Origin of the sequence: Pseudomonas sp. R1-15 (assembly GCF_051132085.1) — a bacterium.
Taxonomy (GTDB): domain Bacteria; phylum Pseudomonadota; class Gammaproteobacteria; order Pseudomonadales; family Pseudomonadaceae; genus Aquipseudomonas.
In genome coordinates this window covers 2,081,896-2,094,529 of the sequence record NZ_CP071660.1, presented here as the reverse complement: position 1 = coordinate 2,094,529, position 12,634 = coordinate 2,081,896, and the positions used below count along the sequence as shown (strand labels likewise).

The 12,634-nt window shown below is 58.7% G+C and carries 16 protein-coding genes and 1 tRNA gene; 3 read left to right on the top strand and 14 right to left on the bottom strand.

Annotated elements, in window-relative coordinates; translation table 11 throughout:
• Nucleotides 1-384: 384 nt before the first annotated feature.
• The 9 genes from J3P97_RS09510 to thrS all read right to left on the bottom strand — a co-directional run bounded on the left by J3P97_RS09510 (nucleotide 385) and on the right by thrS (nucleotide 7,851).
• Nucleotides 385-461 (bottom strand) — tRNA-Pro (locus J3P97_RS09510).
• Between the two features lie 90 nt (nucleotides 462-551).
• Nucleotides 552-908 (bottom strand): MerR family transcriptional regulator, encoded by a 357-nt coding sequence (locus tag J3P97_RS09505; RefSeq protein ID WP_003179985.1) that lies wholly within the window; start codon nucleotides 906-908, stop codon nucleotides 552-554.
• Nucleotides 889-1,191: an integration host factor subunit alpha gene (ihfA, locus tag J3P97_RS09500; protein ID WP_002553164.1), complete on the bottom strand. Its 303-nt coding sequence runs from the start codon at nucleotides 1,189-1,191 to the stop codon at nucleotides 889-891. The genes J3P97_RS09505 and ihfA overlap by 20 nt, the downstream gene beginning before the upstream one ends.
• 3 nt (nucleotides 1,192-1,194) lie before the next feature.
• Nucleotides 1,195-3,573, bottom strand: coding sequence for a phenylalanine--tRNA ligase subunit beta (pheT, locus tag J3P97_RS09495; protein WP_434673988.1), 2,379 nt, complete (start codon nucleotides 3,571-3,573; stop codon nucleotides 1,195-1,197).
• 36 nt (nucleotides 3,574-3,609) lie between these two features.
• Entirely contained in the window at nucleotides 3,610-4,626 is a 1,017-nt protein-coding gene (gene pheS, locus J3P97_RS09490) for a phenylalanine--tRNA ligase subunit alpha (protein ID WP_003203624.1), read from the bottom strand.
• 109 nt (nucleotides 4,627-4,735) lie between these two features.
• Nucleotides 4,736-5,092: a 50S ribosomal protein L20 gene (rplT, locus tag J3P97_RS09485; RefSeq protein ID WP_002553161.1), complete on the bottom strand. Its 357-nt coding sequence runs from the start codon at nucleotides 5,090-5,092 to the stop codon at nucleotides 4,736-4,738.
• A 30-nt stretch (nucleotides 5,093-5,122) separates the two neighbouring features.
• Nucleotides 5,123-5,317: a 50S ribosomal protein L35 gene (gene rpmI / locus J3P97_RS09480; RefSeq protein ID WP_002553160.1), complete on the bottom strand. Its 195-nt coding sequence runs from the start codon at nucleotides 5,315-5,317 to the stop codon at nucleotides 5,123-5,125.
• Nucleotides 5,318-5,377: 60 nt separating this feature from the next.
• Entirely contained in the window at nucleotides 5,378-5,929 is a 552-nt protein-coding gene (gene infC, locus J3P97_RS09475; protein WP_169432615.1) for a translation initiation factor IF-3, read from the bottom strand.
• On the bottom strand, nucleotides 5,929-7,851 hold the full coding sequence (gene thrS, locus J3P97_RS09470; RefSeq protein WP_305495660.1) for a threonine--tRNA ligase: 1,923 nt from the start codon (nucleotides 7,849-7,851) through the stop codon (nucleotides 5,929-5,931). The genes infC and thrS overlap by 1 nt, the downstream gene beginning before the upstream one ends.
• Nucleotides 7,852-8,224: 373 nt before the next feature.
• Between thrS and J3P97_RS09465 the strand changes: the two genes are divergently transcribed.
• Entirely contained in the window at nucleotides 8,225-8,527 is a 303-nt protein-coding gene (locus J3P97_RS09465; protein ID WP_305495662.1) for a hypothetical protein, read from the top strand.
• A 289-nt stretch (nucleotides 8,528-8,816) separates the two neighbouring features.
• On the top strand, nucleotides 8,817-9,029 hold the full coding sequence (locus J3P97_RS09460) for a cold-shock protein (protein ID WP_003179963.1): 213 nt from the start codon (nucleotides 8,817-8,819) through the stop codon (nucleotides 9,027-9,029).
• A 68-nt stretch (nucleotides 9,030-9,097) separates the two neighbouring features.
• Here the strand turns inward: J3P97_RS09460 and J3P97_RS09455 are convergent, their stop codons facing one another.
• Complete coding sequence (locus tag J3P97_RS09455; RefSeq protein ID WP_434673987.1) at nucleotides 9,098-9,412, bottom strand: I78 family peptidase inhibitor; 315 nt, start codon at nucleotides 9,410-9,412, stop codon at nucleotides 9,098-9,100.
• A 162-nt stretch (nucleotides 9,413-9,574) separates the two neighbouring features.
• Nucleotides 9,575-9,880 carry a hypothetical protein gene (locus J3P97_RS09450; protein ID WP_434569077.1) on the bottom strand — a complete coding sequence of 102 codons (306 nt, stop codon included), beginning with the start codon at nucleotides 9,878-9,880 and terminating at the stop codon, nucleotides 9,575-9,577.
• A gap of 130 nt (nucleotides 9,881-10,010) precedes the next feature.
• On the opposite strand from J3P97_RS09450, the gene J3P97_RS09445 reads away from it, so the two are divergent.
• A complete protein-coding gene (locus J3P97_RS09445) occupies nucleotides 10,011-10,208 on the top strand; it encodes a hypothetical protein (protein WP_305495666.1) in 198 nt (65 codons plus the stop codon).
• 42 nt (nucleotides 10,209-10,250) lie between these two features.
• Here J3P97_RS09445 and J3P97_RS09440 read toward each other — a convergent pair whose 3' ends face one another.
• The 3 genes from J3P97_RS09440 to rbsK are packed head-to-tail and all read right to left on the bottom strand — an operon-like array spanning nucleotide 10,251 to nucleotide 12,623.
• Nucleotides 10,251-11,279, bottom strand: a complete 1,029-nt coding sequence (locus tag J3P97_RS09440) for a nucleoside hydrolase (RefSeq protein WP_434603602.1) — start codon at nucleotides 11,277-11,279, stop codon at nucleotides 10,251-10,253.
• 28 nt (nucleotides 11,280-11,307) lie between these two features.
• Entirely contained in the window at nucleotides 11,308-11,712 is a 405-nt protein-coding gene (gene rbsD, locus J3P97_RS09435) for a D-ribose pyranase (protein WP_434603600.1), read from the bottom strand.
• On the bottom strand, nucleotides 11,709-12,623 hold the full coding sequence (gene rbsK, locus J3P97_RS09430) for a ribokinase (protein WP_434603598.1): 915 nt from the start codon (nucleotides 12,621-12,623) through the stop codon (nucleotides 11,709-11,711). The genes rbsD and rbsK overlap by 4 nt, the downstream gene beginning before the upstream one ends.
• Nucleotides 12,624-12,634 lie beyond the last annotated feature (11 nt).

Here is a 12,634-nt window from a genome sequence, read left to right as displayed (position 1 = left end):
TAGAAGCTGCTTTGCGTGCGGTAAACAGGTGATGGTGAAAAAAGCTAAAACAAGCACCACCCAAATCCAGACTCCTGGCACGTCAGGACGTTTTCTACCAAGAACCATTAAGAAAACTACTAACGCGAAGGTAAGCGCCCCAGGAACAAGCATTGCGTCGACGTAGAATCGATGGAGTTGTTGAGCAGGAGTGTCCATGTCACCTCAACAAAAACCCGGCTCTTGGGCCGGGTTTTGGAAAAATTATCTAAGTTCCCGACCGCGGGCAGTACAATGAATTACACGAAACCTTTCAAAAATGTGAGAGCGAGACACTCGTGGGAGTAACAAACACCAAAAATAAAAAAGGCCGCGAGATAAAATCTCGCAACCCCTTGAAAAATATGGTCGGGACGGAGTGATTCGAACACTCGACCCCTAGCACCCCATGCTAGTGCGCTACCGGACTGCGCTACGCCCCGACTAGGCGTGAATCTTGTTCCGCTTCTCAACGGAACGCTCAGGAATATATCGCAAGCTTTTGAAAACTGGAAGTATTTAAAAGCAGAAATTTATTTCTTGAGCACCACCAGCACATCTTCAAGCTCGGCGATCATCTGGCGGATCATTTGTTTGTACTGGGTTGTGTCGTCTTTGGCCTCATCACCGGAGAGGCGCAGGCGCGCGCCGCCGATGGTGAACCCCTGGTCGTACAGCAGCGCGCGGATCTGGCGGATCATCAGCACGTCCTGGCGCTGATAATACCGGCGGTTTCCGCGGCGCTTGACCGGGTTGAGTTGAGGAAACTCCTGCTCCCAATAGCGCAGCACGTGCGGTTTTACCGCACACAGCTCGCTGACTTCACCGATGGTGAAGTAGCGTTTGCCTGGGATGACGGGTAGCTCGTCGTTATGACTTGGTTCCAGCATAAGCCTCAACTCGGGCCTTCAACTTCTGCCCTGGACGAAAGGTGACCACACGGCGAGCCGTGATCGGGATTTCTTCTCCCGTTTTCGGATTGCGGCCAGGCCGCTGGCGTTTGTCCCGAAGGTCGAAATTGCCGAAACCAGACAATTTGACCTGTTCGTTGTCTTCGAGAGCGTGCCTGATTTCTTCGAAAAACAGTTCGACCAATTCTTTGGCCTCCCGTTTATTCAGGCCCAACTCCTCATACAGACGTTCCGCCATCTCAGCTTTCGTCAGAGCCCCCATACGTCACTTCCTTAACGTGGCGTTCAACCTGTGTTCGAGCGAGGTGAGGATATTCTGCGTTGCGGTATTCACCTCATCGTCGTTAAGAGTGCGCGATGGATGCTGCCAGGTCAAGCCGACTGCAAGGCTTTTTCTATGCGGATCAATGCCTTTACCCTGATACACGTCAAATAGCCTGAGGTCCGTCAGCCATTCGCCTGCATTTTCACGGATTACTGCCAGTACGTCGCTGGATGCGACGCTGACATCGGCCACCAGGGCAAGGTCACGACGCACTTCAGGAAAGCGCGACAACTCCTGGAATTTCGGCATTTTTCCTTGAGCGACTTCGGCCAGCACCAGCTCGAAAACGAAGACCGGACGGTCGAGGCCCAGGGTCTTCGACAATTCAGGGTGAATCGCCCCGACATAACCGACTTCGCGCCCGTCTCGCTCGATGCGTGCGGTTTGGCCCGGGTGCAGCGCCGGATGCTTGCCCGGCACGAAGGTGAACGCGTCAAGCGCCCCGGCGAAGCCCAGCACCGCTTCCACGTCAGCCTTGACGTCGAAGAAGTCGACGACATCGCGACCTTGCGCCCAGCCTTCCGGCAGGCGGCTGCCACAGACGACACCGGCCAGCATCGGCTCTTGCTTCAAGCCGTCCAGTTGCCCAACGAAGCGCAGGCCACTTTCGAACAGACGCACGCGGTCCTGCTGGCGGTTCAGGTTGTGCTGCAACGACTTGACCAGGCCCGGCCACAAGGACGAACGCATGGCCGCCATGTCGTTGGAGATCGGGTTGGCCAGCAGCAGCGGCTCGACACCCGGGCTGAACAGCTCGAACTGGCGCGGATCGATGAAGCTGTAGGTGATCGCTTCCTGGTAACCACGGGCCACCAGCAGGCGGCGCAGTTCCGGCAGCTCGCTACGCGCCTCAGCCTTGGCCTGTGGAGCCAGACGGGCTTGCGGGTAGCGAACCGGCAGACGGTTGTAGCCGTACAGGCGGGCCAGTTCTTCGATCAGGTCGACTTCCAGGCTGATATCGAAGCGGTGGCTCGGCACTTCAACCTGCCACTGCCCTTGCCCATCGGCGCGGATGCCCAGGCCCAAGGCGCTAAGCAGGCGCTCGACTTCGGCCGAGTCCATTTCCATGCCCAGCATCTGGGTGATGCGTTGGGCGCGCAGGGTCACCGGCGCGATCTTCGGCAAATGCTGCTCGCTGACCGTCTCGATGATCGGGCCGGCTTCGCCACCGGTGATTTCCAGCAGCAGGCCAGTGGCGCGCTCCATGGCTTCACGGGCCAGCTGCCAGTCCACGCCACGCTCGTAGCGGTGCGAGGCGTCGGTGTGCAGGCCGTACGAACGGGCCTTGCCAGCGACGGCGATCTGGTCGAAGAACGCGCTTTCGAGGAACACGTCACGGGTCGTCTTGGAGACGCCACTGTGCTCGCCGCCCATCACGCCGGCAATCGCCAGGGCGCGGGTGTGGTCGGCAATCACCAGTGTGTCGCTGCGCAGGGTCACTTCCTGGCCGTCGAGCAGTACCAGCTTCTCGCCTTCGTCGGCCATGCGCACGCGGATGCCGCCGTTGATTTCAGCCAGGTCGAACGCGTGGAGCGGCTGGCCCAGTTCGAGCATCACATAGTTGGTGATGTCGACGGCCGCGTCGATGCTGCGCACGTCGGCGCGCCGCAGGCGCTCGACCATCCACAGCGGGGTCGGCTTCGACAGGTCGACGTTACGGATCACACGACCCAGATAACGCGGGCATGCGGCCGGCGCGAGAACTTCAACCGGGCGCACTTCATCATGCACCGCCGGAACGACCGCGACCGCAGGGCGGGTAACCGGTGCGTCATACAAGGCGCCCACTTCGCGCGCCAGACCGGCGAGGGACAGGCAGTCGCCACGGTTCGGCGTCAGGTCGACTTCGATGCTGGCATCGTCCAGGCCCAGGTACACACGAATGTCCTGGCCAACCGGTGCGTCGGCCGGCAGTTCCATCAGGCCGTCATTGCCTTCGCCGATCTGCAGCTCGGCCTGGGAGCACAACATGCCGTTGGATTCGACGCCGCGCAGCTTGGCTTTCTTGATCTTGAAGTCGCCCGGCAGTTCGGCGCCGATCATGGCGAACGGGATCTTCAGGCCCGGGCGCACATTGGGCGCGCCGCAGACGACCTGGAAGGTCTCCGTGCCATTGCTGACCTGGCAAACCCGCAGTTTATCGGCGTCCGGGTGCTGCTCGGTGCTCAGCACCTCGCCCACGACCACACCGCTGAACTCACCGGCGGCCGGCGTCACGCTATCGACCTCAAGGCCGGCCATCGACAGGCGAGCAACCAGCTCGTCCTGGCTTACCTGCGGGCTTACCCAGCCGCGCAGCCATTGTTCACTGAATTTCATCCTGCTCCCCTTAATAAATTCGTTACCGACTGCGACCTAGCGAAATTGCGCAAGGAATCGCAAGTCGTTGTCGAAGAACAGGCGCAAGTCATTCACACCGTAACGCAGCATGGCCAGGCGCTCGACGCCCATGCCGAAGGCAAAGCCGGAGAACTCTTCCGGATCGATCCCGGACATGCGCAGCACGTTCGGATGAACCATGCCGCAGCCCATGACTTCCAGCCAGCCGGTCTGTTTGCAGACACGGCAGCCTTTGCCGCTGCACATCACGCATTCCATGTCGACTTCCGCCGATGGCTCGGTGAACGGGAAGTACGAAGGGCGGAAACGCACGGCCAGTTCTTTTTCGAAGAACACCCGCAGGAACTCTTCGATAGTGCCTTTCAGGTCGGCGAAATTGATGTCGCGATCCACTAGCAGGCCTTCAACCTGATGGAACATCGGCGAGTGGGTGATATCGGAGTCGCTGCGGTACACACGGCCTGGGCAGACGATGCGGATCGGCGGCTGCTGCGACTCCATGGTGCGGACCTGTACCGGCGAGGTATGGGTGCGCAACAGCATGTTCGCATTGAAATAGAAGGTGTCATGCATCGACCGGGCCGGGTGATGGCCTGGGATGTTGAGCGCTTCGAAGTTGTGGTAGTCGTCTTCGACCTCAGGGCCTTCGGCGATGCCATAGCCGATATGGGTGAAGAACTGCTCGATGCGCTCCAGGGTGCGGGTCACCGGATGCAAGCCACCGGAAGTCTGGCCACGGCCAGGCAGGGTCACGTCGATGGACTCGGCGGCGAGTTTGGCAGCCAGATCCGCCTCCTCGAACAACGCCTTGCGCGCATTGAGGACCTCTGTAACACGCTCCTTGGCGACGTTTATCAGCGCACCGACCTGCGGACGCTCTTCAGCCGGCAGGTTCCCCAGGGTCTTCATCACCTGAGTCAACTCGCCTTTCTTGCCAAGGTAGTGAACCCGGATTTGCTCCAGGGCATTGATATCTTCAGCGCTTTGCACAGCCTCTAGTGCTTGAGCGACCAGCGCGTCCAGGTTTTCCATGTACAGACTCCAGATACAAAATAGGGGAAGAGCTTTAAGGCTCTTCCCCTATTTAAGACGTTTGACACCTGGGCCCACAGAGGTGAGCCCTAGTGACTGCCGGGGGTACTTAAGCCAAGGTGGCTTTAGCTTTCTCGACAATCGCAGCAAACGCCGCTTTTTCGTTCACTGCCAGATCAGCCAGAACCTTGCGGTCGATCTCGATGGACGCTTTTTTCAGGCCAGCGATGAAACGGCTGTAGGACAGACCGTTAACACGAGCACCAGCATTGATACGAGCGATCCACAGAGCGCGGAACTGACGTTTTTTCTGACGACGGTCACGGTAGGCGTATTGGCCTGCCTTGATTACCGCTTGCTTGGCAACACGGAATACGCGGGAACGCGCGCCGTAGTAGCCTTTAGCAAGTTTCAGAATTTTTTTGTGACGCTTACGGGCAATGACGCCACGCTTTACACGAGCCATGAGTTACTTCCTCTATTCTTGATCCAAAAATTAACGAAGGCGCAGCATGCGCTCGACTTTTGCCACGTCAGACGGATGCAGCAAGCTGCTACCGCGCAGTTGACGCTTACGCTTGGTCGACATTTTGGTCAGGATGTGGCTCTTGAAAGCGTGCTTGTGCTTGATACCGTTAGCAGTTTTCAGAAACCGCTTAGCAGCACCACTTTTAGTCTTCATCTTTGGCATGTTCGGATACTCCGCATTCAGTTGATAAACATAATCGCAAGGCCTGCCGTGCCCTGTTGATTACTTCTTCTTTTTCGGGGCGATGACCATGATCAGCTGGCGTCCTTCCATCTTAGGATGCTGTTCGACCGAACCGTACTCGAGCAGGTCTTGTTCAACCCGCTTGAGGAGTTCCATCCCCAGCTCCTGGTGGGCCATCTCACGGCCGCGGAATCGCAAGGATACCTTGGCCCTGTCCCCGTCACTCAGGAAACGTACCAGGTTGCGCAGTTTTACCTGGTAATCCCCTTCCTCCGTCCCTGGACGAAACTTGATTTCTTTTACCTGAATCTGCTTCTGGTTTTTCTTCGCCGCGGCAATCTGCTTCTTCTTTTCGAAGATCGACTTGCCGTAGTCCATCACCCGGCAAACGGGTGGGACTGCGTCCGCGGAAATTTCCACCAGATCAAGCTTGGCTTCTTCAGCAATACGAAGCGCTTCATCAATCGAGACGATGCCAATCTGCTCGCCATCAGCGCCAATTAACCGAACCTCGCGTGCCGAGATATTCTCGTTGATCGGGGCTTTCGGTGCAGCTCGTTTATCTTGTCTCATTTCACGCTTAATAATAATTACTCCGAATCTGGGCGACCACGCCGGGAAACCGCTTGCGCGAGAAACTCAGCGAATTCGGCGACGGGCATCGAGCCCAGGTCAGCACCTTCACGAGTACGCACAGCGACAGTCTGCATCTCGACCTCCCGATCTCCAATAACCAAGAGAAAGGGAACCTTGAGCAAAGTATGCTCGCGGATTTTAAAGCCGATCTTTTCATTTCTCAAGTCGGACTTGGCACGAAATCCGCTTTGGTTGAGAGTTTTTTCGACTTCAGCGGCAAAATCTGCCTGTTTATCAGTGATATTCATGATCACTGCCTGGGTCGGCGCCAGCCACGCGGGGAACGCACCCTCGTAGTGTTCGATCAGGATACCGACGAAACGCTCGAAGGAACCGAGGATCGCGCGGTGAAGCATGACCGGGTGCTTGCGGCTGTTGTCTTCGGACACATATTCAGCGCCCAGACGGATCGGCAGGTTAAAATCGAGCTGCAGGGTACCACACTGCCAGACGCGACCAAGGCAATCTTTCAGCGAGAATTCGATCTTCGGACCGTAGAAAGCGCCCTCGCCCGGCTGCAGATCGTACGCAAGGCCCGCGCTGTCGAGCGCAGCGGCCAGGGCTGCTTCGGCGCGATCCCACAGCTCGTCGGAGCCGACGCGTTTTTCCGGACGAGTGGACAGCTTCATCTCGACTTCGGTGAAGCCGAAGTCCCGGTAGACGTCCATGGTCAGCTTGATGAACGCGGCGGATTCGGCCTGCATCTGCTCTTCGGTGCAGAAAATGTGGGCGTCGTCCTGGGTAAAGGCCCGCACGCGCATGATGCCGTGCAGCGCACCCGATGGCTCGTTGCGGTGGCAGGCACCGAACTCGGCCAGGCGCATCGGCAACTCACGGTAGCTTTTCAGGCCCTGGTTGAACACCTGCACGTGGCACGGGCAGTTCATCGGTTTGATGGCGTAGTCGCGGTTTTCCGACTGGGTGGTGAACATGTTGTCGGCGTAGTTGGCCCAGTGCCCGGATTTCTCCCACAGGCTGCGGTCAACCACCTGCGGCGTCTTGATCTCCAGGTAGCCGTTTTCGCGCTGGACCTGGCGCATGTATTGCTCGAGCACCTGATACAGCGTCCAGCCATTCGGGTGCCAGAACACCATGCCCGGGGATTCTTCCTGGGTGTGGAACAGGCCGAGGCGCTTGCCGATCTTGCGGTGGTCGCGTTTTTCCGCTTCCTCGATGCGCTGGATGTAGGCCGCCAGCTGCTTCTTGTCGGCCCAGGCGGTGCCGTAGACGCGCTGCAACTGTTCGTTCTTCGCATCGCCACGCCAGTAGGCGCCGGACAGCTTGGTCAGCTTGAAGGACTTCAGGAAACGGGTGTTCGGCACGTGCGGGCCGCGGCACATGTCGACGTATTCTTCGTGGTAGTACAGGCCCATGGCCTGTTCGTCCGGCATGTCTTCCACCAGACGCAGCTTGTAGTCCTCGCCACGGGCCTTGAAGACTTCAATGACTTCGGCGCGCGGGGTGACCTTCTTGATGACGTCGTAGTCTTTCTCGATCAACTGCTGCATGCGCTGTTCGATGGCGGCCATGTCGTCCGGGGTAAAAGGACGCTCGAAGGCGATGTCGTAATAAAAGCCTTCGTCGATGACCGGACCGATGACCATTTTCGCGCTCGGATACAGCTGCTTGACCGCATGGCCAACCAGGTGCGCGCAAGAGTGGCGAATGATCTCCAGCCCCTCTTCGTCCTTGGGCGTGATGATTTGCAGCGTGGCATCGCTGTCGATGACATCGCTGGCGTCGACCAGCTTGCCGTTGACCTTGCCGGCCAGCGTGGCCTTGGCCAGGCCCGCGCCGATGGATGCGGCGACCTCGGCTACGGAAACCGGGTGGTCGAATGAACGTTGACTGCCGTCGGGAAGAGTAATAGTTGGCATGGCGCCTCCTCTCCTAGTGGTGACCCCTACCAAAGGTCACGTGGGTTGGGATGAGCCAGTACAAGATCCAGTCCAGGCCGTTCAATGAAGAACGCCTGCCTTACAGCGGCAGGAGCCTTGCGGCCAACCGGGAAACCGAACCAGAGTGACTGGGATTCAAATCAGGGTTGATCGAACATTTACCGCCGCCGGGGCCTGTTGCCTCCGGAGCCTGAGAAATACCCGAGCCCGGCATCCTAGCACAGATGAACGGTCATCGCCGCGCCTGGATCGAAGCCGGCGTAAACTGACGATTTTTATGCCAGAGTGCTGAACCGAAGCGTCTGCTACGCCTCAGATAACAAGACATCGACCCACAAAGGAGCATCCCCGCATGCGTCTGAACACCCTATTGGCAGTAGTCGCCCCCCTCGCCTTGCTGCTTCCGCTAAGTGCCCACGCCGAATGGCCCAAGGGCGAGCGCGAAAAATACATGGCACAGTGCACTCAAGCGGCGACCCCGCAGATTGGCGCAGCGGCGGCCAAGGCCCACTGCGCTTGTGGTGCGGACGCGATCAAATCCTACCCGGCGAGCGATATCCAGGCGCTGATGGACAATAAGGCCACCCCTGAACTGCAGCAGAAAGCGCTCGGTCAGATCGCCAAATGCAAGGCCAATCCACCCGCAAAAAAATGAGTGATCGAGGCCCCAGAGACGGCTCGGAACAGCTGAAAAGGCTTGGATAAGCGGCTTTTTTCAGGATTTATTCAGGTTTTACAGCTTTTTTTATCGTCTTTACGTTCGGCTGAAAGCCTTTGAAACCGGGCCTTCCAGCCGGTTCAGGGGGTAAAGGAAACACGACTGATTGGCAAACAGCTCGTCCGGGGGGCTCCCAAATCGAACATTTCGACTATGATACCCGGGTGTGCCCAGTTGGCCTGAGCAGCACAGTACACTGAAAATATATGTTTCTTGGAGATACACCATGTCTAATCGCCAAACCGGCACCGTTAAATGGTTCAACGATGAAAAAGGCTTCGGCTTCATCACTCCTCAAGGTGGCGGTGACGACCTGTTCGTACACTTCAAAGCTATCGAAAGCGACGGTTTCAAAAGCCTGAAAGAAGGCCAGACCGTTTCCTTCGTGGCTGAGAAAGGCCAAAAGGGTATGCAAGCTGCACAAGTTCGCCCAGAGTAATTTCCCGGCGCGCTAAAAAAACCCCGTCCATGTGACGGGGTTTTTTATGGCCTGCTGGAAACCGCCTGTCAGCCGCAGCTCACCCGATTGACCACCAGCTTGGCATCGGTGTTGAGGTTGAGGCGATCGGAGCGGTACTCAAGCGTGATCATGTCGTTGGGTTTGAGAATCCGGGCATTCTGCGCACCGGATCGAGCGCGCGCTTGCTCAAGCAACTGCGGCGAAGCCTGCTTGCCGACGGCAAACTCGGCGGCCTTGGCATCGCAGCGGGTATGACCGGCCTCGGCTGCTACAGGATCAGGCGTCGACTCCGACGTGCTACTGCATCCGCTCAATAACGTGGCGGCCAACAGAATATTCAATGACACGAGCTTCCAAGGCATGAAGCCTCCTTTTTTCGATGGATAGTAGTGAGCGTGCGACAGCCGGGATGACGCTTGGTTTCAACACCGGCGCTATCATTGCGCCCTCACTGGAAAAACCGGCAGTTTGCCCGAGCACGACCGCCAGTCCAGAGCTGAATCGTGACTGAATATGAACGGTGCTCAATAGATATCGATGTAATCGAAGGGTGGGTTCGGCCAGTTGTCCTTCAGCGCGTTATAGATCTGCATGACCCAGACCTCGTCACTTGCCGCGACCCGGCCAACGTAGCCTGACCCTTTCGCCCATGTCTCGAGCCGGAACCGCAGGCCATCGATTTCAGCACCACCCACGATGCCCGAAGACAGATAGGCGATGCCGTCCTTGGTCACTCGCAGTTGGGTATGCTCGTCATCACTGGCAGAAGCCAGCAATTGGCGAACCGAGTCGAGGGTAAGTCCATCTGGTTTGTTCAGGTCGATCTGCATGCCAGGGCTCCTCGAAAAAATCAAAAGCCAAGTGTCGCATACCGCACTTCTGATGCCTAAGTCGCACTGCCAAACCCGAAGCAAAAATGCTTAACTCAGCCTACTGATCTCCCAACCTGCGAGCCCGACCATGAGCACCGTCAGCATCGAAGCCACCATCAATGCCAAATGGGCCCAGGGCCACAGCTCATACAGCCCGGGCAGCCCTGAGGAACTGGCAATCATCGGCATCGAGTTGTTGGTGAAAGAGCTCGGGACGCAAGGCGCTCAGAACTTCATCCAGCAGGCGTTCGAACGCTACCCGAGCATTATCGAGACGGTTGACTAGACCACCGCAGGCCGGCGCCTGCGGGGCTCGCTGCGAGAGGGTCTACTTGAGGCGGGCCAGCCGCTCGGTCAACAGGTCGAAGAACCCCTGGGCATCGCCGTCCTTCACCCAGAAGGCATTCTTGGGCGCCTTGAGGCCGTCGTACCAATCGACGACCGTCTGCCCGAACGTCGGACCTTCACGACTGTCCACCACCAGATTGACCGAACGCCCGGTAAACAACTGCGGCTTTAGCAGATAGGCGATCACGGTCGCATCATGCACCGGCCCGCCGGTCATGCCGTAGTGCTCCATATCGCCCTTGACGTACTCATTGAGAATATTGCCGACCAGCTTGCTGGCGTTGTTGTTCAGCGCGGCGATCTGCTTGAGGCGTGCCTCGCTGGTGAGGATCTTGTGGGTCACGTCCAGTGGCAGATACGTCAGCTTCAGCCCGCTTTTGGCGACTATCTCTGCCGCCTGGGGATCGGCGTACAGGTTGAACTCCGCCACCGGCGTGATATTGCCGCCGTTGAAATGCGCGCCGCCCATGATCACCACTTCCTTGATGCCCTGGACGATGTCGGGCTCCTGGACCAGCGCCAGGGCAAGGTTGGTTTGCGGGCCGAGCATCGCAATGGTGATGCTGTGTGGCTTGGCGGCCTTGAGCGTGTCGATCAGGTAGTTGACGGCATTGCCCTCGGCCAATCCTTTCTTCGGCTCATGCACCTCGACACCGGACAAACCTTCCTTGCCATGGATGTTTTCGGCGTAGATCGGCGTGCGCATCAACGGCTTCGGGGCACCGGCGTACACCGGAACCTCTTCACGACCGGCCCACTCGCGAGCAAGGCGCGCGTTGCGGGATGTCTTGTCCAGGCGCACGTTGCCGGCAACGGTGGTCAACGCCCGAATATGCAGCTCTTCGGGGGATGCCAGGGCGAACAACAACGCAACAACGTCATCGGCGCCTGGATCGGTGTCGATGATCAGGTCGATTTTTTCCGCCGCCTGGGCGCTTGTAGCCGTGAGCAATGACAAAAGCAGCAGACTCCGCAACAGTTGATGCATTTTCTGAGCATAGCGGTGCATGGCGCACTCCTTGTGCTGGTGGGAAAACCTAGAACGTGACGCCGGCGATCAGCACCACGTTGCAGTATGGAGAACATTCTCCTGTGCGAATGATCGCCCTCGCCTCTCGGCTGAGCGTCTTGAATTGCTCGTGGCTGACCAGCTCCCGCGTGCCCAACGCGCCTTCGGCATGCAGCGCCTGCAACGTGGCCAGGGCCGACGGTTGTCTATCGAGGATTTCCTGAGCCAGCACATGGCGCTCGACCTGCATTTCGCTGAGCACCACTTTCAAGGTACTGACGAAATCCGGAACCCCATGGGTCAGCGCCAGGTCAATCAACTCGACGTGGGGCGGCACCGGCAGGCCGGCGTCACCGATGACCACCTTGTCGCCATGACCGAGGGAGGCGATCAATCGCGACAGGGCGATGTTCAACAGAGGAGTTTTTTTCATGCTTCGAACGCCTGTACTTCCTGCAGGGTTGGAATGGAAGGCTGAGCGCCCGCGCGGGTGACCGACAGTGCAGCGGCGACCTGGCCGAAACGAATAGCCTCGACCTCATTCTTGCCGCTGGCCAGGGCCGCGGCAAACCCGCCGACAAACGTGTCGCCCGCTGCCGTGGTGTCCACCGCCTTGACCCGCGGCGCCGGGAAATGTTCGAAGCTCGAACCGTTGGCGAACATCAGCCCCTGGGCCCCCAGGGTCACGATCACCTTGCCGGCACCGGCGCCGATCAACTGGGTCGCGGCGGCTTCGGCGTTTTCCAGGGACTCCACCGCCAGGCCGCTGAGGATCGCCGCTTCACTTTCGTTGGGAATCAGGTAATCGACGCAGGCATACCAGTCGGCGGGCAATGCCCGAGAAGCGGGGGCCGGATTGAGGATGACGGTCTTGCCAAGTTCACGGCCACGCTTGAGCGCATGGCCCACTGTCGCATCCGGCACTTCGAGCTGGCAGATGATGACCTCGGCGCTTTGCAGCACCGCGTCGAAACTGTCGAGCACAGCCGGCGTCAGCTCACCGTTGGCGCCGGCGACGATCACGATCGCATTCTGGCTGTTGTCATCGACTACGATCAGCGCCACGCCGCTGGAACCCTCGACAACGCTGACGGCCTGGCAATCAATGCCTTCGGCCACCAGCGCACCGCGCAGTTGCTGACCGTAGGCGTCACCGCCGACGCAACCGACCATGGACACTTGCGCCCCGAGGCGCGCGGCAGCCACCGCCTGGTTGGCGCCCTTGCCGCCGGGGATGGTCGAAAACGATTCCCCGATCAGCGTTTCACCGCCACGGGGCAGACGTGGCGCACGCGTCACCAGGTCCATGTTCAGGCTGCCTATTACCACTACTTTTGCTGGCATACATCATTACT

What these genes read in the sequence shown, in the direction of transcription:
- J3P97_RS09505 (WP_003179985.1), bottom strand. Translation starts at nt 908, where the DNA reads ATGCTGGAACCAAGTCATAACGACGAGCTACCCGTCATCCCAGGCAAA.
- ihfA (WP_002553164.1), bottom strand. Translation starts at nt 1,191, where the DNA reads ATGGGGGCTCTGACGAAAGCTGAGATGGCGGAACGTCTGTATGAGGAG.
- pheT (WP_434673988.1), bottom strand. Translation starts at nt 3,573, where the DNA reads ATGAAATTCAGTGAACAATGGCTGCGCGGCTGGGTAAGCCCGCAGGTA.
- pheS (WP_003203624.1), bottom strand. Translation starts at nt 4,626, where the DNA reads ATGGAAAACCTGGACGCGCTGGTCGCTCAAGCACTAGAGGCTGTGCAA.
- rplT (WP_002553161.1), bottom strand. Translation starts at nt 5,092, where the DNA reads ATGGCTCGTGTAAAGCGTGGCGTCATTGCCCGTAAGCGTCACAAAAAA.
- rpmI (WP_002553160.1), bottom strand. Translation starts at nt 5,317, where the DNA reads ATGCCAAAGATGAAGACTAAAAGTGGTGCTGCTAAGCGGTTTCTGAAA.
- thrS (WP_305495660.1), bottom strand. Translation starts at nt 7,851, where the DNA reads ATGCCAACTATTACTCTTCCCGACGGCAGTCAACGTTCATTCGACCAC.
- J3P97_RS09465 (WP_305495662.1), top strand. Translation starts at nt 8,225, where the DNA reads ATGCGTCTGAACACCCTATTGGCAGTAGTCGCCCCCCTCGCCTTGCTG.
- J3P97_RS09460 (WP_003179963.1), top strand. Translation starts at nt 8,817, where the DNA reads ATGTCTAATCGCCAAACCGGCACCGTTAAATGGTTCAACGATGAAAAA.
- J3P97_RS09455 (WP_434673987.1), bottom strand. Translation starts at nt 9,412, where the DNA reads ATGCCTTGGAAGCTCGTGTCATTGAATATTCTGTTGGCCGCCACGTTA.
- J3P97_RS09450 (WP_434569077.1), bottom strand. Translation starts at nt 9,880, where the DNA reads ATGCAGATCGACCTGAACAAACCAGATGGACTTACCCTCGACTCGGTT.
- J3P97_RS09445 (WP_305495666.1), top strand. Translation starts at nt 10,011, where the DNA reads ATGAGCACCGTCAGCATCGAAGCCACCATCAATGCCAAATGGGCCCAG.
- J3P97_RS09440 (WP_434603602.1), bottom strand. Translation starts at nt 11,279, where the DNA reads ATGCACCGCTATGCTCAGAAAATGCATCAACTGTTGCGGAGTCTGCTG.
- rbsD (WP_434603600.1), bottom strand. Translation starts at nt 11,712, where the DNA reads ATGAAAAAAACTCCTCTGTTGAACATCGCCCTGTCGCGATTGATCGCC.
- rbsK (WP_434603598.1), bottom strand. Translation starts at nt 12,623, where the DNA reads ATGCCAGCAAAAGTAGTGGTAATAGGCAGCCTGAACATGGACCTGGTG.